The 22717-nt window shown below is 60.4% G+C and carries 19 protein-coding genes; 7 read left to right on the forward strand and 12 right to left on the reverse strand.

What is annotated here, in order from left to right; all coding sequences use genetic code 11:
- Nucleotides 1–2: 2 nt before the first annotated feature.
- The 6 genes from ACORQT_RS22950 to ulaA are packed head-to-tail and all read right to left on the reverse strand — an operon-like array spanning nt 3 to nt 4428.
- Nucleotides 3–689, reverse strand: coding sequence for an L-ribulose-5-phosphate 4-epimerase (locus ACORQT_RS22950; RefSeq protein ID WP_089196560.1), 687 nt, complete (start codon nt 687–689; stop codon nt 3–5).
- A gap of 4 nt (nt 690–693) precedes the next feature.
- A complete protein-coding gene (locus ACORQT_RS22955; RefSeq protein ID WP_164057631.1) occupies nt 694–1548 on the reverse strand; it encodes an L-ribulose-5-phosphate 3-epimerase in 855 nt (284 codons plus the stop codon).
- A 9-nt stretch (nt 1549–1557) separates the two neighbouring features.
- On the reverse strand, nt 1558–2214 hold the full coding sequence (locus tag ACORQT_RS22960) for a 3-keto-L-gulonate-6-phosphate decarboxylase UlaD (protein ID WP_033645299.1): 657 nt from the start codon (nt 2212–2214) through the stop codon (nt 1558–1560).
- Between the two features lie 12 nt (nt 2215–2226).
- On the reverse strand, nt 2227–2697 hold the full coding sequence (gene ulaC / locus ACORQT_RS22965; RefSeq protein WP_033645300.1) for a PTS ascorbate transporter subunit IIA: 471 nt from the start codon (nt 2695–2697) through the stop codon (nt 2227–2229).
- A 10-nt stretch (nt 2698–2707) separates the two neighbouring features.
- Entirely contained in the window at nt 2708–3016 is a 309-nt protein-coding gene (gene ulaB / locus ACORQT_RS22970) for a PTS ascorbate transporter subunit IIB (RefSeq protein WP_033645301.1), read from the reverse strand.
- Between the two features lie 14 nt (nt 3017–3030).
- Nucleotides 3031–4428, reverse strand: a complete 1398-nt coding sequence (gene ulaA / locus ACORQT_RS22975; protein ID WP_033645302.1) for a PTS ascorbate transporter subunit IIC — start codon at nt 4426–4428, stop codon at nt 3031–3033.
- Between the two features lie 354 nt (nt 4429–4782).
- Between ulaA and ulaG the strand changes: the two genes are divergently transcribed.
- The 6 genes from ulaG (at nt 4783) to glpD (ending at nt 10696) form a co-directional block, all read left to right on the forward strand.
- Complete coding sequence (gene ulaG, locus ACORQT_RS22980; RefSeq protein ID WP_033645303.1) at nt 4783–5847, forward strand: L-ascorbate 6-phosphate lactonase; 1065 nt, start codon at nt 4783–4785, stop codon at nt 5845–5847.
- Between the two features lie 111 nt (nt 5848–5958).
- Nucleotides 5959–6714, forward strand: a complete 756-nt coding sequence (gene ulaR, locus ACORQT_RS22985; RefSeq protein WP_033651753.1) for an HTH-type transcriptional regulator UlaR — start codon at nt 5959–5961, stop codon at nt 6712–6714.
- Between the two features lie 84 nt (nt 6715–6798).
- Nucleotides 6799–7125, forward strand: coding sequence for a thiosulfate sulfurtransferase GlpE (gene glpE, locus ACORQT_RS22990; RefSeq protein WP_004930790.1), 327 nt, complete (start codon nt 6799–6801; stop codon nt 7123–7125).
- A 171-nt stretch (nt 7126–7296) separates the two neighbouring features.
- Entirely contained in the window at nt 7297–8133 is an 837-nt protein-coding gene (gene glpG / locus ACORQT_RS22995) for a rhomboid family intramembrane serine protease GlpG (protein WP_444859283.1), read from the forward strand.
- Nucleotides 8134–8183: 50 nt separating this feature from the next.
- Nucleotides 8184–8942 carry a DeoR/GlpR family transcriptional regulator gene (locus tag ACORQT_RS23000; RefSeq protein WP_004930797.1) on the forward strand — a complete coding sequence of 253 codons (759 nt, stop codon included), beginning with the start codon at nt 8184–8186 and terminating at the stop codon, nt 8940–8942.
- Between the two features lie 245 nt (nt 8943–9187).
- Nucleotides 9188–10696, forward strand: a complete 1509-nt coding sequence (gene glpD / locus ACORQT_RS23005) for a glycerol-3-phosphate dehydrogenase (RefSeq protein WP_444859284.1) — start codon at nt 9188–9190, stop codon at nt 10694–10696.
- 59 nt (nt 10697–10755) lie between these two features.
- Here the strand turns inward: glpD and glgP are convergent, their stop codons facing one another.
- From glgP to asd, 6 genes are all read right to left on the reverse strand, one after another.
- Nucleotides 10756–13203 carry a glycogen phosphorylase gene (gene glgP, locus ACORQT_RS23010; protein WP_164057628.1) on the reverse strand — a complete coding sequence of 816 codons (2448 nt, stop codon included), beginning with the start codon at nt 13201–13203 and terminating at the stop codon, nt 10756–10758.
- Nucleotides 13204–13347: 144 nt separating this feature from the next.
- Nucleotides 13348–14778 carry a glycogen synthase GlgA gene (gene glgA, locus ACORQT_RS23015; RefSeq protein ID WP_033645308.1) on the reverse strand — a complete coding sequence of 477 codons (1431 nt, stop codon included), beginning with the start codon at nt 14776–14778 and terminating at the stop codon, nt 13348–13350.
- Between the two features lie 135 nt (nt 14779–14913).
- Nucleotides 14914–16191 carry a glucose-1-phosphate adenylyltransferase gene (glgC, locus tag ACORQT_RS23020; protein WP_004930810.1) on the reverse strand — a complete coding sequence of 426 codons (1278 nt, stop codon included), beginning with the start codon at nt 16189–16191 and terminating at the stop codon, nt 14914–14916.
- Nucleotides 16192–16206: 15 nt separating this feature from the next.
- Nucleotides 16207–18189, reverse strand: coding sequence for a glycogen debranching protein GlgX (gene glgX / locus ACORQT_RS23025; RefSeq protein ID WP_033645309.1), 1983 nt, complete (start codon nt 18187–18189; stop codon nt 16207–16209).
- Nucleotides 18186–20372, reverse strand: coding sequence for a 1,4-alpha-glucan branching enzyme (glgB, locus tag ACORQT_RS23030; protein ID WP_033645310.1), 2187 nt, complete (start codon nt 20370–20372; stop codon nt 18186–18188). Before glgB ends, glgX begins: the two co-directional genes overlap by 4 nt.
- A 443-nt stretch (nt 20373–20815) precedes the next feature.
- Complete coding sequence (gene asd, locus ACORQT_RS23035; protein WP_444859285.1) at nt 20816–21919, reverse strand: aspartate-semialdehyde dehydrogenase; 1104 nt, start codon at nt 21917–21919, stop codon at nt 20816–20818.
- A 192-nt stretch (nt 21920–22111) separates the two neighbouring features.
- Here asd and ACORQT_RS23040 point away from each other — a divergent pair, with 192 nt between their 5' ends.
- Nucleotides 22112–22705: a YhgN family NAAT transporter gene (locus tag ACORQT_RS23040; RefSeq protein WP_025159894.1), complete on the forward strand. Its 594-nt coding sequence runs from the start codon at nt 22112–22114 to the stop codon at nt 22703–22705.
- Nucleotides 22706–22717: the final 12 nt, after the last annotated feature.

Genomic DNA, 22717 nt, shown 5'->3' on the forward strand with positions numbered 1-22717 from the left:
AGTCAGCGCTGGCCGTAATAAGCGCCGGCGCCATGCTTGCGGCTGAAATGTTTCGCCGACAGGTGTTCATCGATCCGGCGCAGACCGGGGTTAATGCCCCGGCTGATCCAAGCCATCTTAGCCACTTCCTCGAGCACCACCGCGTTATGCACCGCCTCATCCGGCGAGCAGCCCCAACTAAACGGGCCATGCTGATACGCCAGAATGCCGGGAATGTGCAACGGCTCGCGCCCGCACAGGGTTTCGATAATCACCCGGCCGGTGTTCAATTCATATTCCCCCGCCACCTCTTCCGCCGTCAGCGCGCGGGTGCAAGGAATGTCGCCGGAAAAATAGTCGGCATGGGTGGTGCCAAACGCCGGTATCGCCTCACCCGCCTGGGCCCAGGCGGTGGCGTGAGTGGAGTGCGTATGCACGACGCCGCCGAGTTGTGGGAATGCCCGGTACAGCGCCAGATGCGTCGGCGTATCGGATGAAGGCCGCAGTTGCCCCTCAACAACCTCCCCTCGCGCATTCACCACCACCATATCTTCCGCCCGCATCGTTTCATAAGGCACGCCGCTGGGTTTTATCACCATCAGATCGCTGGCCCGATCGATGCCGCTGACATTGCCCCAGGTATAGGTCACCAGCCCGTGCTCAGGCAGCGCCATATTGGCTTTGTAGACCTGCCATTTCAGTTGTTCCAGCATGTTAGCTCCCTATTTCCAACCCGGCCTCTGCCATGCGTTCAACCACCCAGGCACGCGCCTCCCGCACCGCCTGCAGCGGGTCGGGCGCCTTCTCGCTCCACATTTCGAGCAGATAGGGGCCGCGATAGCCGCTCGCAAGCAGCGTTTCGAAGCAGCGGGTGAAATCGACCACGCCCTCGCCGAACGGCACGTTCTTAAACTCTCCCGGCCGCGTATCCTTAACGTGCACCGCTACGATATGCCCGCGTCCGGCCACGAGCTCCATCTGCACATCGTTGTCCCAGGCAGACAAATTGCCGATGTCCGGGTACAGCTGAAACCATGGGTTTTTCAGGTAGTGGACATAACCCAGCGCCTTGCTGATCGAATTCATCAGCGCATAATCCATGATTTCCATCGCCAGCATGACCTGCGCGCGGCTGGCCATCTCCACCGCCTGCGCCAAGCCGGCGCGGAACCGGGCGCGGGTCTGCGCAGTAGCCTGTTGGTAATAAACGTCATATCCGGCCAGTTGGATCACTCGTATGCCGGTATCCTGCGCCAGCCGGATGGCCTTGCGCATGATCTCCAGCCCCCGCTCGCGCGTCCTGTCGTCTTCACTGCCCAACGGAAAACGCCGATGGGCGCTAAGGCACAAAGAAGGGACGCGCACACCGCTGGCCGCAACGGCGCCGATCAGCGCCAGTCGCTGCTCGCTGTTCCAATCCAACCGCGCCAGACGGCCGTCGCTTTCATCGATCGACATTTCAACGAAATCGAATCCCAACTCCCCCGCCAGTTGCAAGCGCGTCAGCCAGTCCTCGCCCGGCGGCAACGCCTTCTCGTAGATGCCCAACGGTACGGATTTTTGCAACATAACCGCTCCTCAGCCCCACAGTTGGGCGATGACGCGTTTAAATTCCCGCGCCGCCGCGACCGGATCGGCGGCATCGCGAATGCTGCGCCCGGCGATAAAAACATGGATGGGAATGCCCCGGAACAGAGGCAAATCCGCCAATGACAATCCGCCGGTAACCGTCACCTTGAAACCCATCTCGCTCAGGCGATGAACCGCGCGGATATCGTCATCGCTCCAGGCGACGCCCGCCGCCTGCGCGTCACGGCTGCGGTGATACACCACCTGACCAATACCCGCCTCACGCCACGCCTGCGCCTGTTCCCAGGTCCAAAATCCCGTCAGCTCGATCTGCACGTCGCCACCGAACTCATGCGCCACCTGTAGCGCGCCCTTGGCCGTATTGATGTCAGCGCAGCAGATCACCGTGATCCAGTCGGCGTGCGCCTCGAAGCACATCCGCGCCAAAATTTGCCCCGCATCGGCGATTTTCGCGTCCGCCAACACGATGCGATCCGGATACAGCGCTTTCAGATCGCGCACGGCCCGTACGCCTTCCGCCACGCACAAAATAGTGCCGACCTCAATGATGTCGACTTCGGCCGCGATCAGGCGCGTCGTATTGTAAGCCGCGGCCATGGACAGGTTATCCAGCGCCACTTGCAGCATCGGTAAATGCGTTTTCATTGCATGTCTCCTTCAATTCGCCGCCGCCGCGGACGTTTTGTCGATTAACGCCAGTACCTCGCTCGCCCGGCGACAGGCCCGCAAGCGATCGAAGTTCGCCTCATCTTCGAACAGGTTAACCACTTGCATGATGCCCACCTCCTGATGCGTTTTGGCGTCCACCGCCGCCATGGTGATCAAGATATCTATCGGATCGTTGTCCTCATCGCCGAAGCACACCGGCGTTTTCAAGGTGACCAAGGCGAAGCCGGTTTTCAGCACCCCTTCCTCCGGCCGACCATGTGGCATCGCCAGGCCGGGCGCCAACACGAAGTAAGGGCCGTGCCGTTCGACGCCGGCCAGAATGGCGTCGAAATAGCGAGGCTCCACCACGCCGGCGGCCACCAGCAGATCGACCCCCAGCCGCACCGCCTGACGCCAGTCGGCAGCCTCCGCCTGCAGGTGAATAGCGTTGTTCTGCGCCAACGAATCGCTCAGCTTCATGACTCGCTCCTCACTGCTTCAAATCTTGCGGAAAATGCGCGCCGATGACTTCCATCAGCTTCGGACCAAAGTCGGCCGCCGAGAGCATATTGCGCACCCCGACCACGTATTTGTTGCCGCTGACGACGATCTCATCCGCGACATGGGTGGAAGCGATGATGATGTCAGCCCCGCTCAACTCGGATTTGTATTCCCCCACCGCACAGCTGTTGACCGAATGATCCACGCCTTGCTGCGTTAAAAATTGGTCGACTTTCATTTTCATGATCATGGAACTGCCTTGTCCGCAACCGCACACCGCCAGGATTCGTACCGTCATAATCTGCACTCCTATTAACGTGACGCTGGTTCAACCGATTGTTTTTCAGCATCTTCCTCCGCGCGCAGGGTGCGCCCGGCGAAGAACATGTACAGCAGCGCGATGGCGATCACCACGCCCATAAACCACAGGCCGAAGCTCAGCCCTTGCATCAGCGGCGGCGCCAGAATCGACCAGTCCGCCATTCCCATCCAGGCGCTCAGCCCGGTCAGCTTGATGGCCCACACGCAGCCCAAGATCTCTATCATCCCCATCACCAGGCAGATCTTCATCGCCGCGCGCCAGCCGCCAAAGTGGTTAGCGAACACGCCGATGGTGGCGTTAGAGAAGAACATGGGAATGAAACCGGGGATGATCATGATGGAAGCGCCGCACGCCAGGAGGATGCCGACGGCGATCAATTGGCCGATGGTGCCCCACATAAAGCCCCACACCACGGCGTTGGGCGCGAAGCTATAGATGGCGGCGCAGTCGATGGCCAGTACCGCACCGGGGATCAGGCGTTGGGAAATCCCATTGAAGGCCTCGGTCAATTCGGCGACGAACATGCGTACGCCCTGCACGATGATGAAAATCGCCACCGCGAACATCAGCCCGGTTTGCAGGATATAGATGCTCCAGTGGGTTTTACCGGCCATCGCCTGCAGGGTATCCAAGCCGAACGAGCAAAGAATGATGCCGAAGAACAGCGTCATCACGATGGCGGTGGAAACGATGTTGTCATGGAAAATGTTCAGCCACCCAGGCAGCTTCAGATCTTCCACGCTGTCCTCTTTTTTACCGAGATACGGCGCTGCCTTATACGCCAGCCACGAAGCGAACTGCTGTTGGTGCCCAATGGAGAAACCGCTGTTTTCCGTCACCGCCTGCGTCGGTTTGAACATCATGTTGGACGTGATGCCCCAATACAGTGAAGCCAACAGCGCGCTGCACAATACCGTTGTCCACATGCCGTAGCCCAGAATGTAGAAAAATACCGCGATCAACCCCACCTGCTGAAACATGATATGGCCGGTAAGCATGATGGTGCGGATGCCGGTAATGCGCCTCAACAACACGTAGAGTATGTTCAGCGCCAGCGCCAGCAAGACCGCGTAGCCGACCCAGCTATAGGCCTCCCCCATCCGATCGATGGTGGCCATCATCGAGGCATAGGTATCTGAAATCGCCCCGTTGATGCCGTACACCTCGGACAGCTTCGCCACCACCGGTTTGAACGTGCCGGTCAGGATGCCGGAACCGGCTTGCAGCAACATGAAACCGATAATGGTTTTGATCGTGCCTTTGATAATGACCGCCGCGCTTTTGCGCAGCAACGTGTAACCCAGCAGCGTAACCAGCCCCAACAGCAGCGGCGCATTGGTCATCACCTGGTTAAAAAAGACGGTGAAGATGGTGTAAAGAGTTTCCATACGGCTCTCCCGAAAAGGTTGGCATGCAGGTAACGCCTTCACCATACCAATCACAAGAAATCACAAAAAGATCATAAATGATTATTTGTGAACAACCTCGCAAGTTAAAAATCAATTCCACTAACATTCAATGAATTAGACGACTTACATTTTATTACTCATTGAATTTAATAGCAGTTAATCAAACAAAAAGGAGATAAAAGGACGACGCAGCACGTAAATCCGGCGGTGTTAACGTGTATTTCGAACGTTGTCAGTTGAAAAAAACGGTGCTAGATTCGATCAAAACAAATCACATAAAATCTTAAAATGATTATTTGTGATTGCATTATCACCGCCAACGAGGAACGACCCATGAGTAAAGTCAACGACATCACCCGCGAATCCTGGATATTGAACACCTTTCCCGAATGGGGCACCTGGCTGAACGAAGAGATAGAGCAGGAGAAAGTTGCGCCCGGCACCTTCGCCATGTGGTGGCTGGGCTGTACCGGTATCTGGCTCAAATCCGAAGAAAGCGCCAATCTGTGCGTCGACTTTTGGTGCGGTACCGGCAAGCAAAGCCACGGCAACCCACTGATGAAAACCGGCCACCAAATGCAGCGAATGGCGGGGGTGCGCAAGCTGCAGCCTAACCTGCGCACGACCCCATTCGTACTGGATCCCTTCGCGATTACCCAGCTCGACGCCGTCTTGGCCACGCACGACCACAACGATCACATCGATGTGAACGTCGCCGCGGCGGTGTTGCAAAATTGCGCCGCCACCGTTCCGTTTATCGGGCCGCAAAGCTGCGTGGATATCTGGATTGGCTGGGGTGTGCCGCCTGAGCGCTGCATCACCGTCAAACCTGGCGACGTGATAAAAATCAAAGACATTGAAATTCATGCGCTGGACGCCTTCGATCGCACGGCGCTCATCACACTGCCGGTGGAACAAAAAGCGGCGGGCGTTCTGCCGGATGGCATGGACCTGCGGGCGGTCAACTACCTGTTCAAAACGCCGGGCGGCAACCTTTATCACAGCGGCGATTCCCACTACTCCAACTATTACGCCAAGCACGGCAACGATCATCAGATCGATGTCGCCCTCGGTTCCTACGGCGAGAACCCGCGCGGCATTACCGACAAGATGACCAGCGCCGACATCTTGCGCATGGCGGAATCGCTGAACGCCAAGGTCGTTATCCCCTTCCACCATGACATATGGTCGAATTTCCAGGCGGATCCGCAGGAAATTCGCGTGCTGTGGGAAATGAAGAAAGACCGGCTCAAATACGGTTTTAAACCGTTTATCTGGCAGGTTGGCGGCAAGTTCATCTGGCCGCAGGATAAAGACAATCTGGAGTACCACTACCCGCGCGGTTTCGATGATTGCTTCACCCTCGAACCCGATCTGCCCTTCAAGTCTTTCTTGTAATCAACCGGTGTTGCATACGGATGCGCGCTTTTGAACGGGAATGATTCAAATCGTCAAACGGCGCGCATATAATCATAGGCAACGACGTTTTCTCTCTCCGACGGAGCCCGCATGACAGAGTCCCAACGCCACAACGCCATTCTCGATCTCTTGCAGCGCAAGGGGCAAATCTCCGTGGCGGACGTCATCGCGGCGTTTGACATCTCTCCGGCCACCGCGCGCCGGGACATCAACAAACTGAATGAAATCGGCAAATTGCGCAAAGTGCGCAACGGCGCCGAAGCCACACAAACTCCGCGCCCGGCCTGGACGCCGCTCAATATCCACCAAACCCAGCACCTGGACGAAAAAATGCGTATTGCGGCGGCCGCGGCACAGCTCTGTCAGCCGGGTGAAAGCGTGGTGATCAATTGCGGTTCCACCGCATTTCTGTTGGGCCGTGAAATTTGCGGCAAGCCGGTTCAGGTGATCACCAATTATCTGCCGCTGGCCAATTACCTGATCGAGCAGGAACACGACAGCGTGGTGATCATGGGAGGCCAGTACAACAAAACCCAGTCGATTACTCTGGCGCCCCAGGACGGCGACGCCACCCTGTACGCCGGGCACTGGATGTTCACCAGCGGTATCGGCCTCACCGCTGACGGCCTGTATAAAACCGATATGCTGACCGCGATGGCGGAACAGAAGATGCTCAACTACGTCGGTAAACTGGTGGTGCTGGTCGACAGCAGCAAAGTCGGCCAACGCGCCGGCATGCTGTTCAGCCGCACCGAGCAAATCGCCATGGTGATCACCGGCCGCGCCGCCGATTCGGCGATCGTTGAGCAACTGCGTCAACAAGGGGTAGAAGTGCTGCTGGTGTGAGAAAACCACAAGCTTGCTCTGGTCTTAAACGCCGCAGAGTTGGTTACAATAGCGGCGTCCCCCAATAATGAGGCAGTCAGCAGTATGGAACAGTTCGAAGCGATCAACGTTGAACAGGCTTACACCCGCTGGAAAGAGGGCAGCGCCGCCCTGGTCGACATCCGCGATCCGCAAAGTTTTGAAGCCGGGCATACGCCGGGCGCCTTTCACCTCACCAACGCCACCCTGTCGGCCTTTATGCAACAAAACGACTTCGAGCGGCCGGTGATGGTGATGTGCTACCACGGCAACAGCAGCCGCAGCGCGGCGCAATACCTGCTGCACCAGGGGTTCGACGCGGTCTACAGCATCGACGGCGGCTTCGAGGCCTGGGCCCGTCAGTATCCGCAAGACGTGGAAACCTCAGCCTGATCCCCGCTCCCCGCCGTGCGTCGGCGGGCTTCCCCTTCGTTTTTATGCGCGTTTTCGCGGGTTTTTCGCAGATCCGTTTGCCAGCGCTCAGGATTTCGACGTTATAATCGGCCGTCAGGGTCGCCGGCGCGCAAGCAGCGGCCAAAATCATTCACTTACGACGGAAGAGCAATGGTTAGAGTAATCGCCGTATCCAACCCGCGCCTGGCGCTGGCCTTTGTCGACTATATGGCGACCCAGGGCATCCGGCTTGAGCTGCGCAACAGCGGCGAGGCGGCGGAAATCTGGCTGGCCGACGAAGGTCATCTCGAGCAGGTGCAACACGAGCTGCAGCAGTTTCTGGTCGATCCGCTCAACCGCCGTTATCAGGCCGCCAGCTGGCAGACCGGCCATACCGACGCCGGCCTGCACTATCAGAGCGAGTCCTACCTGCACACCCTGCGCAGCAAGGCCGGGCCGCTGACGCTCGGCGTGATGGTGCTGTGTATCGCGGTCTATATTCTGATGCAGGCGCTCGGCGACGATACCGTGATGTACTGGCTCTCCTGGCCACAAGACAGCAGCCAATACACCCAGCTGTGGCGCTGGGTCAGCCATGCGTTCCTGCATTTCTCCCTGCTGCATATCCTGTTTAACCTGATGTGGTGGTGGTATCTCGGCGGCCAGATGGAAAAACGCCTCGGCGCCGGCAAGCTGTTCGTGCTGGCGGTGGTGTCGGCGTTCTTCAGCGGCTGGGCGCAATCGCTGTTCAGCGGCGCGCTGTTCGGCGGGCTGTCAGGCGTGGTCTATGCGCTGATGGGCTATGTCTGGCTGTCGGGCGAACGGGCGCCGGAGCGCGGCCTGACGCTGCCGCGCGGCCTGATGGTGTTCTCGGTGCTGTGGCTGGTGGCCGGATATTTCGATATTTTAGGAATGTCGATCGCCAACGCGGCACACGTAGCCGGTTTAGTGTTAGGGTTATTGATGGCATTTTGGGATACGCGTCATCGCGCACACAACGAACAATAACAGCCGGGAGCTATGCCCAGCGGGCATAGCGGGCGTTTTAGGGGATTATCGTGAAGCAAACACAGCGTCATGACGCAATTATCGAGCTGGTGCGCCTGCAGGGTTACGTCAGCACGGAAGAGCTGGTCGAGCATTTTGACGTCAGCCCGCAAACGATTCGCCGCGATTTGAATGACCTGGCCGACCAGAACAAGATCCAGCGTCACCACGGCGGCGCGGCGCTGCCTTCCAGCTCGGTCAACGCTGCCTATAACGATCGCAAGGTGATGTGGTCGGAAGAGAAAGCCCGCATCGCGCAGCGCGTCGCCAGCCAGATCCCGGACGGCGCCACGCTGTTCATCGATATCGGCACCACGCCGGAGGCGGTGGCCCATGCGCTGATGAACCACAAGAACCTGCGCGTGGTCACCAACAACCTTAACGTCGCCACCCTGCTGACCGCCAAAGAAGACTTCCGCCTGATCCTGGCCGGCGGCGAAGTGCGCACCCGCGACGGCGGCATCATGGGCGAAGCCACCCTGGACTTCATCTCCCAATTCCGTCTCGATTACGGCATTCTCGGCATCAGCGGCATCGATATGGACGGCTCGCTGCTCGAATTCGACTATCACGAAGTGCGCACCAAACGCGCGATTATCGAAAATTCCCGCTGCGTGATGCTGGTGACCGACCACTCCAAATTCGGCCGCAACGCCATGGTCAACCTGGGCAACATGAACCTGATCGACTACCTGTTTACCGACCAGCTGCCGCCGCCGAGCGTGATGAAAATCATCGAACAGTACGACGTGCAGCTGGAGCTGTGCTGATTCGGCCTTAACCTGCGGGGCGCGCCGCCGCCCCGTTTCATCCCTTTAACCCCCTCACCGACAGCCGTTTGCGCGCCCGCGCCATATCCATGCTACTTGTGTGACTATCATCACCAAACTGTTACCTCTATCACGCCTAAATGTTTTTGTTTGGTTAAGTCTTGGCTTGCTTGTTGGTTTTTGATTACAATCATGAGCGAAAACGAACATGAAAGAGCTATTTCGAACATCTGGAGGAAGATGACGTGGAAACCAAAGACTTGATCGTTATCGGTGGCGGCATCAACGGTGCCGGCATCGCGGCGGATGCTGCCGGGCGCGGGCTGTCGGTACTGCTACTGGAAGCGCAAGACTTGGCCTGTGCTACGTCTTCCGCCAGTTCCAAACTGATCCACGGTGGCCTGCGCTACCTGGAACACTACGAATTCCGGCTGGTGAGCGAAGCGCTGGCCGAACGTGAAGTGCTGCTGAAACTGGCGCCGCACATCGCGTTCCCGATGCGTTTCCGCCTGCCGCACCAGCCGCATCTGCGTCCGGCCTGGATGATCCGTATCGGCCTGTTCCTGTACGATCACCTGGGCAAACGCACCAGCCTGCCGGGCAGCAAGGGGTTGCGCTTTGGACCAGAATCGGTGCTGAAGCCTGAGCTGAAGCGCGGTTTCGAATATTCCGACTGCTGGGTCGACGATGCTCGCCTGGTGGTGCTGAACGCGCAGGAAGTGGAAAAACGCGGCGGCGAAGTGCGCACCCGCACCAAAGTGACCCGCGCATGGCGCGAAAACGGCCTGTGGATGGTGGAAGCGGTCGATATCGACAGCGGCAAAACCTTCACCTGGCGCGCCAAAGGCCTGGTGAACGCCACCGGCCCATGGGTGAAAAACTTCTTCGACGACGGCCTGAAGCTGAAATCGCCTTACGGCATCCGTCTGATCAAAGGCAGCCACATCGTGGTGCCGCGCGTGCACGATCAGCCGCAGTCTTACATTCTGCAGAACGAAGACCACCGCATCGTGTTCGTGATCCCGTGGAATGACGAGTTCTCCATCATCGGCACCACCGACGTGGAGTACAAAGGCGATCCGAAAGACGTGAAGATCGACGAGAACGAAATCGCTTATCTGCTGAAAGTGTACAACGATCACTTCAAGAAGCAGTTGGGCCGCGACGACATCGTCTGGACTTACTCCGGCGTGCGTCCGCTGTGCGACGACGAATCCGATTCACCGCAGGCGATCACCCGCGATTACACGCTGGACGTGCACGACGAGCAAGGCAAAGCGCCGCTGCTGTCGGTCTTCGGTGGCAAGCTGACCACCTATCGCAAGCTGGCCGAACATGCGATGGAAAAACTGGCCCACTACTACCCAGGCTGCGGCCCGGCGTGGACCAAAAACGCCACGCTGCCGGGCGGTGACATCGACGGCGACCGCGACGGTTACGCGGCCAAACTGCGCCGTGCGCACGGCTGGCTGCCGGAAGCCCTGGCGCGCCGCTATGCCCGCACCTACGGCAGCCAGAGCGAGCTGATCCTGGCCGGCGCCAACGGCCTCGCCGATCTGGGCGAAGATTTCGGCCACGGTCTGTATGAAGCCGAACTGCGCTACCTGACCGAGAAAGAGTGGGTCGTGGAGCTGGACGACGCTATCTGGCGCCGCACCAAGCTGGGCATGTGGCTGGACGAAGCGCAGCAGGCGCGCGTGAAAGCCGGGCTGGCGGAACACGCGAAAACGAAAGCGCTGTCGCTGGCTTCCTGAGCCGCAGCGTAACGAAAAAGGGCCGGTTATCCGGCCCTTTGCTTTTTTCCTGTCCCGCTTTACAGCTTCACCGGCTTAATGTGCCAAATTTCATCCGCATATTCCTGAATAGTGCGATCGGATGAGAAGTAACCCATATTGGCGATATTCAGCACCGCGCGCCGCGTCCACTCGTCCTGATTGAGATACACCTCGTCCACCTTGTCCTGCGTGTCCACATAGCTGCGGTAATCCGCCAACAGCTGATAGTGGTCGCCGAGGTTCACCAGCGAGTCGAACAAATTGCCATAGCGCTTCGGCTCCTCAGGGCTGAACATGCCGGTGGCGATCTGCGTCAGCGCCTGATGCAGTTCTGGGTCTTGCTCGTAGTACTGGCGCGGGTTGTAACCGTTGCGGCGCAGTTCCTCGACCTGCTCGGCGGTATTGCCGAAAATAAAGATGTTCTCCTCCCCCACGTGCTCGCGCATCTCGACGTTGGCGCCGTCCAGCGTGCCGATGGTCAGCGCGCCGTTCAGCGCGAACTTCATATTGCTGGTGCCCGAGGCTTCGGTGCCCGCCAGCGAGATCTGTTCCGACAGATCCGCCGCCGGGATGATGATCTGCGCCAGGCTGACGCCGTAGTTCGGAATGAACACCACCTTCAACTGGGTATGCACGCGCGGATCGTTGTTGATCACTTTGGCCACGTCGTTGATCAGGCGGATGATCTGCTTGGCGGCATAGTAGGCCGAGGCCGCCTTGCCGGCGAAGATCACCACCCGCGGCACGCGCTCGATATCAGGGTCGGCCAGTAAACGGTTATACAGCGTGATGACGTGCAACACGTTGAGCAACTGCCGTTTGTACTCGTGGATGCGTTTGATCTGCACGTCGAACAGCGCATCCGGGTTAACCACCACGTTGAGCGTTTTGGCGATGTACAGCGCCAGCCGCTCCTTGTTCTGCCGCTTGGCGCGCTGCACCGCCTGCAGGAAGCTCGGGTAATCGATGTTGGCCTTGATCTCGCTCAGCTGGCTGAGATCGGTGCGCCAGGTTTGGCCGATGCAGTCGTCCAGCACCACCGCCAACGGCGGGTTGGCCAGCGCCAGCCAACGACGCGGCGTCACCCCGTTGGTTTTGTTGCAGAAACGAGTCGGGAACAGCCGGGCGAAGTCGGCGAACAGCGACTGCACCATCAGTTCGGAATGCAGAGCGGAAACGCCGTTGACCTTGTGGCTGGCCACCACCGCCAGCCACGCCATGCGCACCCGACGGCCGTTGGTTTCGTCGATGATCGAGACCCGCGCCAGCAGATCGTTGTCGCCCGGCGCCACCTCCTGCACCATTTTGAGGAAGTGATCGTTGATCTCGAAAATCAGCTGCAGATGGCGCGGCAGGATGCGGCCGAGCATGTCCACCGGCCAGGTCTCCAGCGCCTCACTCATCAGCGTGTGGTTAGTGTAGGAGAATACCTGCTCCACCACTTCCCAGGCGTCGAGCCACTTGAACTTGTGCTCGTCGATCAGCCGGTGCATCAGCTCCGGAATCGACAACACCGGGTGAGTGTCGTTGAGGTGAATGGCGATCTTGTCCGCCAGGTTGTCGAAGGTTTTGTGCATCAGCCAATGGCGATTGAGAATATCCTGCACCGTGGCCGACACCAGGAAATACTCTTGTCGCAAGCGCAATTCACGCCCGGAGGAGGTCGAATCGTCCGGATAGAGCACGCGCGACACGTTCTCCGAATGGTTTTTATCTTCCACCGCCGCGAAGTAATCGCCCTGATTGAACTTGCCGAGGTTGATCTCGTTACTGGCCTGCGCGCCCCACAACCGCAGCGTGTTGGTGGCGTCGGTGTCGAAACCGGGGATCACCTGATCGTAGGCGATGGCCACGATTTCTTCGGTCTCCAGCCAGCGGGCCTTGGCCCCCTCCTGCTGCACGCGGCCGCCGAAGCGCACCTTGTAGCGGGTGTTATGGCGCGGAAACTCCCACGGATTGCCGTACTCCAGCCAGTAGTCCGGCGATTCCATCTGTTGGCCGTTGACGATGTTCTGCTTGAACATGCCGTACTCATAGCGAATGCCGTAGCCGCGCCCCGGCAGCGCCAGCGTCGCCAGCGAGTCGAGGAAGCAGGCCGCCAGCCGGCCCAGACCGCCGTTGCCGAGCCCGGGGTCGTTCTCTTCCTCCAGCAGCTCCGCCAGGTTCAGCCCCATCTCGTTCAACGCGTTGTCGATGTCCTGATAAATGCCCATCGACAGCAGCGCGTTCGACAACGTGCGGCCGATCAGAAACTCCATCGACAGGTAATACACCTGCCGCACGTCTTGAGACAGCTGGGCGCGGTTGGAGCGCAGCCAGCGCTCCACCATGCGATCGCGCACCGCGAACAGGACGGCGTTGAGCCAGTCGTGACGGTTGGCGATCGCCGGATCCTTGCCGACGATAAACATCAGCTTATAGGCAATGGAATGTTTCAGCGCTTCCACACTGACCGTAGGTGAGGTGTAACTAAACGGTGAAGTCATGGCTTTTAATCCCTAATGGGGAGCCCAGCCATCCGCCGCGGAATAGCTGGCCCCGCTGAACATGGGCGCGGTACGTACGCTGCGCCCCGACAATCTACCCTTACGGTTGCCCGCCGCGCGTCAACTCGCGACGCGAATCGCGGGCTACAAGCGTTGATAAAGCGATAAATACTCTTTCGCCGCCACCGGCCAGCCGAAGTCCACGCTCATGGCGTGGCGCTGAACGTGGCGCCAGTGTTTCGGCCGGCTCCACAGCACCATGGCGCGGCGGATGGCGTTGCCCAGCGCGACAGCGTCGCAATCGTCGAACACGAATCCGCTGGCGGTGCCGTCGGCCAGGTTCTCCAGCGCGCAGTCCACGACCGTGTCCGCCAGTCCGCCGGTGCGGCGCACCAGCGGCAGCGTGCCGTATTTCAGGCCGTAGAGCTGCGTCAGGCCGCAGGGCTCGAAGCGGCTCGGCACCAGAATGACGTCGGCGCCGCCGATGATGCGGTGGGAGAAGGATTCGTGATAACCGATCTGCACGCCGACCTGCTCAGGGTAGTCGGCGGCGGCGGCCAGAAACGCCTGCTGCAGCACCGCGTCGCCGGCGCCCAGCAGCGCCAACTGCCCGCCCTGCGCCAGCAATTCGGGCAGCGCCTGCAGCACCAGATCGAGGCCTTTCTGGCTGGTCAATCGGCTCACCACCGCGAACACCGGCAGCGATTCGTCCACCTTCAGCCCCATGGCCTTTTGCAGATGCAGCTTGTTTTTGACCTTGCTTTTCAGATCGTCGGCGTCGTAGCGGGCGCTCAGCCGCGGGTCGTGGGCCGGATCCCAAATCTTGTCGTCCACGCCGTTGAGGATGCCGCTCAACCTGCCTTGCCGCTGCCGCTCCTGCAGCAGCCCCTCCATGCCGTAGCCAAACTCCGGCCGGGTGATCTCGCGCGCATAGGTCGGGCTGACGGCGGTCACGTGGTCGGCATAAAACAGCCCGGCCTTGAGGAACGACATCTGGCCGTAGAACTCCAGGCCATAGACATCGTAAAACGACGCCGGCAGCCACAGCTCGGTCACATGATGGGCGGAGAACAGGCCCTGATAGGCCAGGTTGTGCACGGTGAACACCGAACGCGCCGGGTGGCCGTTGGCGGCCAGATAGGCGCAGCTCAGGCCGGCATGCCAGTCGTGGGCGTGCACCAGCTGCGGACGCCAGTAGCGATCCAGCCCCTTGGCCAGCTCGCAGGCCATCCAGCCCAGCAGCGCAAAGCGCCGGTGGTTGTCGGGGTAGGCGTACATGGACTGATCGTGGTATGGGCTGCCCGGCCGGTCATACAGCCAGGGCGCATCGATCAGGTAAATGCCCACGCCATGGTAGGTGCCGTAACGCAGGCCGACACGGCCGGCGAACGAGTCTATCTCCGCCACCAGCACGGTGTCGGGTATGCCGTTGCGTACGTCAGGGAAAGCGGGCAATAGCACCCGAACATCGGCGCCTTCGGCGATTTGCGCCGCCGGCAGCGCGCCAACCACGTCTGCGAGTCCGCCCGTTTTCAGCAGGGGGAACATTTCAGAACATACGTGTAAGACCTGCATTATCACTCCTGAAAGTCGGCCGAAGGCCTCTGGATAAGAAATAAAGCAGGCTTGCCGCTGTTATGTGTGCCGCGTTGCGCAAGCCATCGAACCGTTCATCGGGCGGCAGGCTATCGTTCTGCCCCCCACGTTAACTCACAATTTTGACAACATTTCGCGCGTCACCAGCACGATGCCGCCTTCCGAGCGATAGAAACGCTTGCTGTCCTCATCGGCGTTTTCCCCGATCACCATGCCCTCCGGAATATGGCAGGCGCGGTCGATGATGCAGCGCCGCAGGCGGCAGGAACGGCCGACGTTCACGTCCGGCAACAATACGGTAGAGTCGATGGTGCAAAACGAGTTCACTCGCACGCGCGGGAACAGCACCGAATGCACCACCACCGAGCCCGAGACGATGCAACCGCCGGACACCAGCGAATTCATGGTCATGCCATGGCTACCGGAGCGATCCTGCACGAACTTGGCCGGCGGCAGCGGTTCCATGTGGGTGCGAATCGGCCAGGCGCGGTCGTACATGTCCAGCTCCGGCGTCACCGACGCCAGATCGAGATTGGCGCGCCAGTAAGCGTCCAGCGTGCCCACGTCGCGCCAGTAAGGCGGCAAGTCGGGGTTGGACGTCACGCAGGACAAGGTAAACGGATGCGCCCACGCCGCCTGCTGCGCGGTGATTTTCGGGATCAGATCCTTGCCGAAATCGTGGCTGGAGCCGGGGGTCGACATATCCTCTTCCAGCAGTTGGAACAGGTAGGCGGCATTAAAAATATAGATGCCCATGCTGGCCAGCGACATATCCGGGTTGCCCGGCATCGCCGGCGGATCGGCGGGCTTTTCCAGAAACTCGATGATGCGGTCGCTTTCATCCACCTTCATCACGCCGAATTCGCCGGCTTCGCTGCGCGGCACCGGCAGGCAAGCCACGGTGCACTGAGCGCCCTTCTCGACGTGGTCGATCAGCATGCGCGAATAATCCATCTTGTAGATGTGATCGCCCGCCAGGATCACCACGTATTCGGCCTCGTAGCGGCGGATGATATCCAGGTTCTGGTACACCGCGTCGGCGGTGCCCTTGTACCAATGCTCGGTGCTGAGGCGCTGCTGGGCCGGCAGCAGATCGACGAACTCATTCATCTCCTCGTTGAGGAACGACCAGCCGCGCTGAATGTGCTGCACCAGCGTGTGCGACTGGTATTGGGTGATCACGCCGATGCGGCGGATGCCGGAGTTCAGGCAGTTCGACAAGGCGAAGTCGATGATGCGGAATTTGCCGCCAAAGTGGACGGCGGGCTTGGCGCGGGTGGAGGTCAAATCTTTCAGACGTGAACCGCGGCCGCCGGCCAGGATCAGCGCTACGGATTTAATCGGCAGCTGGCGCGCCAACATCAGGGGGTCTTTATTTTCAAACCTAACCATAGCGGACTCCTTTTATTATTTCCGTACCAGTACGCAAAGCGAGCGCGCGGCCTGGTGCCAGGCGGGCAATACCGCCCGTGAGTCTTCCTGAGTGAACGGGGCGACAACCTGCCAATCGCCTTCCGGCAACCTCATCTCCGTCGTTTGCGGCGTGGCGTTGATCAGCAGCAGCCAGCGCTGCGACAGCAGGATCTGCATGAGCGGCTCGCCCTGCTCCCACTGCTGCGCGTCGAGCGCCTGCCCTTGCGCGTTCAGCCACTGCACGCTGCCGTCGTCCTGCTGCCACCAGCGGTCCTGCTGCAGCGCGGGGATCTGGCGGCGCAGCGCGATCAGCGCCGCGACGTAATCGGTCAGCGCGTCGTCCGCCGTGGCCCAATCGAGCCAGGTGGTGGCGTTGTCCTGACAATAGGCATTGTTGTTCCCCTGCTGGCTGTGTCCCTGTTCATCGCCGGCCAGCAGCATCGGCGTTCCCTGGGACAGCAACAGCGTGGCGAGCATCGCCCGCTGGCTGGCCCTGCGGCGTTGCACAATGGCGTCGTCGGCGACCAGGCCTTCGACGCCGTGGTTGTTGCTGAAATTGCGATCGCTGCCGTCGCGGTTGCCCTCGCCGTTGGGCTGATTGTGTTTCTCATTGAAGCTGACCACGTCCTGCAGGGTAAAACCGTCATGGGCGGTCAGCATATTGACGGTGGCGTAAGGCGCTCGCCCGCGCTGGTTATACAGATCGCTGGAAGCGGCAAAACGCCGGGCGAACTGGCCGAGCGATACGCCGCTCTGCAGCCAGAAACGACGCATGTCATCGCGGTAATGATCGTTCCATTCGGCGAAGCGGCCGGGAAACGCCCCCACCTGATAGCCGCCGGGGCCAATGTCCCAGGGTTCGGCGATCAGCTTGCAGCGCGACAGCACATCGTCCGCCAGCATCGCCTGGAACAGCGGCGCATCGCGATCGAACCCCGGCGTGCGGCCGAGCACGCTGCCCAGATCGAAACGGAAGCCGTCGACGTGGCACTCCCGCACCCAAAAACGCAGGCAATCCATCACCCAGGCCACGCCCTGCGGCTGATCCAACCGCAGCGTGTTGCCGCAGCCGGTGTCGTTGACATAGTCCCCTTCGGGCGTCAGCCAGTAGTAGCTCAGGTTATCGATGCCGCTCAGCGACAGCATCGGCCCGTCCATATCCAGCTCGGCGCTGTGGTTAAACACCACGTCGAGGATCACCTCGATGCCGGCTTTGTGCAGCGCCTTGACCGCATCGCGGAATTCGTTCAGCGGCGTGGCATCGGTGCTCAGGCTGGCGTAGCGGTTGTCCGGCGCATAGGGCGCCAGCACGTTATAGCCCCAATAGTTGATCAGCCCCAGCCGCTGCAGGCGCGGTTCGGAGGTATGTTGCTGCACCGGCAGCAGTTCCAGCGCGGTGATGCCGAGGCGTTTGAAGTGGGCGATCATCGCCGGGTGCCCCAATGCGGCGAAGCTGCCGCGCAGCGCCGGCGGGATCTGCGGGTGCAGCAGCGTCAGGCCGCGCACGTGCGCTTCGTAAATCACCGTCTGTCCCCAGGGCGTGGCAGGCGGGCGATCGTCCTGCCAGTCATACTGTTCGTCCACCACCACGCACTTCGGCATCAGCTCCGCACTGTCGTGCGGGTCCGGCTGCTCGTAACCGCCGTGCAGGTGCGGGTGATCCGCCACCGGCCCTTCCACCGCGCGCGCGGCCGGATCGAGCGCCAGTTTGTTGGGGTTAAAACGCTGTCCGTTCGCCGGGTCAAACGGGCCGTAGACCCGGTAACCGTAACGTTGCCCCGGCCTGCCGCCCGGTAAGTAGCCATGCCAGATATCGCCGCTGCGCGCCGGCAGCGGCAGGCGCACTTCGCGCTGCTGGCCGTCGAACAGGCACAGCTCCACCCGCTCCGCGTGCGCCGAGTACAGGGTAAAGTTGATGCCTTCGCCGTCGTAATGCGCGCCCAGCGGCGCGGCGAGGCCGGCCGTCAGCTCCGTCATGGCGCCTCCCGCAACAGATAAATGGTCGCCAGCGGCGGCAGCGTTACGCAGATGGAGAAGTCGCGGCCGTGGCTGCCGACCGCTTCGGAAGAGACCCGCCCCTGATTGCCGGCGTTGCTGCCGTGATAGTGGTGCGAATCGGTATTGAGGATCTCGCGGTAGTCACCGGCGCGCGAGAGGCCGATGCGGTAGCGGTACCGCGGCACCGGGGTAAAGTTGCTGATGGCGATCAGCTCATTGCCCTGCGAATCGTAGCGCGCGAACGCGAACACCGAGTTGTCGTGATCGTCGACCACCAGCCACTCGAAGCCGTCCGGCCGGTAGTCGCGCTCGTACAGCGGCGCCTGCTGCCGGTAGCAGTGGTTCAGATCGCGCACCAGCCGCTGCACGCCGTTATGCCAGTTATCCAACCCTTCCAATAAATGCCAGTCGAGGCTGGTATCGAAATTCCACTCGCGCCCCTGTGCGAATTCGCAGCCCATAAACAGCAGCTTCTTGCCCGGATGCGCCCACATAAAGCCGTAATAGGCGCGCAGGTTGGCGAATTTCTGCCAGGCGTCGCCCGGCATACGGTCGAGGACCGATTTTTTGCCGTGCACCACTTCATCGTGCGAGATAGGCAGCACGAAGTTCTCGGTATAGGCGTACAGCATGCCGAAGGTCATCTGGTTGTGGTGATACTTGCGGTGCACCGGATCGCACTTCATGTAATTGAGCGTGTCGTGCATCCAGCCGAGGTTCCATTTGTAGTGGAACCCAAGGCCGTTGGCGTCCGGCGGCAGGGTGACGCCGGGATAGTCGGTGGATTCCTCCGCCAGCGTCACCGCGCCCGGCTGCGCCTGGCCGATAGTCTGGTTGGTATAACGCAGGAAGGCGATGGCCTCCAGATTCTCGTTGCCGCCGTAGTAATTCGGCACCCACTCGCCGTCGGCGCGGCTGTAGTCGCGATAGATCATCGACGCCACCGCATCCACCCGCAGCGCGTCGATGCCGAAGCGCTCCAGCCAATACAGCGCGTTGCCCGCCAGGTAGTTGCGCACCTCGTGGCGACCGTAGTTGTAAATCAGCGTATTCCAGTCCTGATGGTAGCCCTCGCGCGGATCGGCGTATTCGTACAGCGCAGTGCCATCGAAATTCGCCAGGCCGTAGGCGTCGCTGGGGAAGTGCCCCGGCACCCAGTCGAGGATCACGTTGATGCCCGCCTCATGCGCCGCCGCCACAAACGCCCTGAAGTCGGCCGGCGTGCCGAAGCGCCGGGTCGGCGCATACAGCCCCAGCGGCTGGTAGCCCCAGCTGCCGTCGAACGGGTGCTCGTTGACCGGCAGCAACTCGATATGGGTGAATCCCATGTCCTTCACATAGTCGATCAGCTGCACCGCCAGTTCACCGTAGCTGAGCCAAAAGTGGTTATCGGTGTGGCGCCGCCATGATCCGAGATGCACCTCGTAAATGGCGATCGGCTGGTCAAAATCGTTGGCGCGGCGGCGCGCCGGCGTCGACGGCACCACCTCCGGCAGCGGCGCCACCAGCGAGGCGGTATCCGGGCGCATCTGCGCCTCAAAGGCGTAAGGATCGGCTTTCAGTTGGGTATTGCCATAGCAATCGACGATTTCATATTTGTACAGCTGCCCGGCCCGCACGCCGGGCAAGAACAACTCCCAGATGCCGTTCTCACGCCGCAGACGCATCGGGTGGCGGCGGCCGTCCCAGAAGTTGAATTCCCCCACCACCGAGACGCGCTGCGCGTTGGGCGCCCAGACCGCAAAGCTGACGCCGTCGACGCCATCCAGCGTGACGAGGTGAGCGCCCAGCCGTTCATAGGGGCGCAGGTGCGTGCCTTCGGCCAATAACCAGCTGTCGATATCCTGCAGCAGCGGGCCGAACCGGTAGGGATCGTCGACGATCTGTTGATGATCGCGCCAGCTGACCTGCAGCTGATAGCGGAAAGGATTTTTTCGCCGCGGCACCACGGCGCTGAAGAAACCGCGCGGATCGTCGCAGTTCAGCTGCACCAGTCGCCGGCCGGTTTGCTGTTCCACCAGCCAGACTGCGCCGGCGTCCGGCAGCAGCGCGCGCACTTGCAGACCGTTATCGGTCGCATGCATGCCAAGCAGAGCAAAGGGATCGGCGTAATGGCCGGAGATGATCTGATCAATCACGTCACGATCGGGAAGTACAGGCATAGTCTTCTTCCTTAGATTAACAGCATGATCTAAGCACGGCTTGTTGGTTATTCCTTGGCCGTTTTGGTCATCATGCAATGCATTCGGACTCTAAAGCGTGATTGCGGTCGGTTATTGACCAATCTTTACTCTGCCGACCTGAATTTCGCTCTTTATGCTTATTTTTTGAAATATTTCAGTCATGGTGAAAAAGTGTTCACCCCTGCGTTAAGCATAGCCAATGTCTGTTAAAAACTGCTCGGCATTGGTGAGGAAAATTCTTCATTAAGAAAACTGCCAGCCTGACGGCATCTGCATGCGGCGGCCGACGAGAAGAGATGCGGGGTACAGCCCAATGAAACGAGACTTGCGATAACGCTGCCCGACGCGGCGCGCAGCGAACAAAAAAGCGGAAAATAAGGCGTTAGGGGGCTGAAAGCGCTCAGCCCCCAGGAAGTATGGGTTTACAGCAGGATGCGCAGCATGCGGCGCAGCGGCTCGGCCGCGCCCCACAGCAGTTGGTCGCCTACGGTGAACGCCGACAGGTACTCCGGCCCCATATTCAGCTTGCGCAGACGGCCGACCGGCGTATTCAGCGTGCCGGTCACCGCCGCAGGCGTCAGTTCGCGCATGGTCAGCTCGCGGTCGTTCGGGATCACGCGCACCCAGTCGTTGTGCGTCGCCAGCATCTGCTCGATTTCCGGCAGCGACACGTCTTTTTTCAGCTTCAGGGTGAACGCCTGGCTGTGGCAGCGCAGCGCGCCCACGCGCACGCACAGGCCATCGACCGGGATCACGCTGCCGGTGTTGAGGATCTTGTTGGTCTCCGCCTGGCCTTTCCACTCTTCGCGGCTCTGGCCGTTGTCGAGCTGCTTGTCGATCCACGGGATCAGGCTGCCGGCCAGCGGCACGCCGAAGTTGTCGGTCGGCAGTTTGCCGCTGCGGGTCGCCTCGGTCACCTTGCGCTCGATATCCAGAATGGCGGAGGCCGGATCCTGCAGCTCTTTCGCCACATCGGCGTGCAGCATGCCTATTTGGGTCAGCAGTTCGCGCATGTGGCGCGCGCCGCCGCCGGAGGCCGCCTGGTAGGTGGCAACCGACGCCCACTCCACCAGATCGTTGGCGAACAGGCCGCCGAGGGACATCAGCATCAGGCTGACGGTGCAGTTGCCGCCGACGAAGGTTTTGATGCCTTTGTCCAGGCCCTGCTGGATCACCGCGTGGTTGACCGGATCCAGAATGATGATGGCGTCATCCTGCATGCGCAGCGACGAAGCCGCGTCGATCCAGTAACCCTGCCAACCGCTGGCGCGCAGCTTAGGATAAACTTCGTTGGTATAATCGCCGCCCTGACAGGTAATAATGATATCGAGCGCGCTCAGGGCGTCGATGTCATAGGCATCCTGCAGCGTGCCCTGCTGGCCGCCGAAGGCCGGCGCGGCAGAACCGTGCTGCGAGGTGGAGAAAAAGACCGGGCGAATGGCGTCGAAATCGCGCTCTTCCGTCATGCGTTGCATGAGAACCGAGCCGACCATTCCGCGCCAACCGATGAAACCAACGTTTTTCATGATATCTGTGTCCCGCCCGGATAAGGGCTTATTAGGTGATAACGAGTTGTGTGCAATATCTCCTCACCTTACAAAATGTCGGCGCGGGCGCAAAGTGAATTTATTCGATGGCTGGGGATTTCTCAGCAATCCTTCTTATAGGCAAGGACGCGGCCGAAAAGGCCGAGGCGTTTTCCCAATCACGAGGGCACCATGACAGAGATGATTTCCGCTACGGTATTGCTGTTTTTAATTATGGATCCGCTGGGCAACCTGCCGATTTTCATGTCGGTGCTCAAACACCTGGAACCGCGCCGCCGCCGCGTGGTGTTGATTCGCGAGCTGCTGATCGCCCTGCTGCTGATGCTGATCTTCCTGTTCGCCGGCGAGAAAATTCTGGCGTTCCTCAACCTGCGCACCGAAACCGTCTCCATTTCCGGCGGCATCATCCTGTTTCTGATCGCCATCAAGATGATTTTCCCCTCGCAGGAAGGAAACAGCTCCGGGCTGTCCGCCGGCGAGGAGCCGTTCCTGGTGCCGCTGGCGATCCCACTGGTGGCCGGGCCGTCGATTCTGGCTGCATTGATGCTGCTGTCGCACCAGTATCCGCATCAACTGCCCCATCTGGTGGCGGCGCTGTTGATCGCCTGGGGCCTCTCTGCGGCCATTTTGCTGATGTCGAACCTGTTCCTGCGCCTGCTGGGCAGCAAAGGCGTCAGCGCGCTGGAGCGGTTGATGGGGCTGATTCTGGTGATGCTGTCGACCCAGATGTTCCTGGACGGCGTGCGGGCTTACATGAAGCTGTAGGCGCCTGGCGGC

The organism is Serratia sp. (in: enterobacteria) (assembly GCF_052400455.1).
Taxonomy (GTDB): Bacteria; Pseudomonadota; Gammaproteobacteria; order Enterobacterales; family Enterobacteriaceae; genus Serratia; species Serratia ureilytica.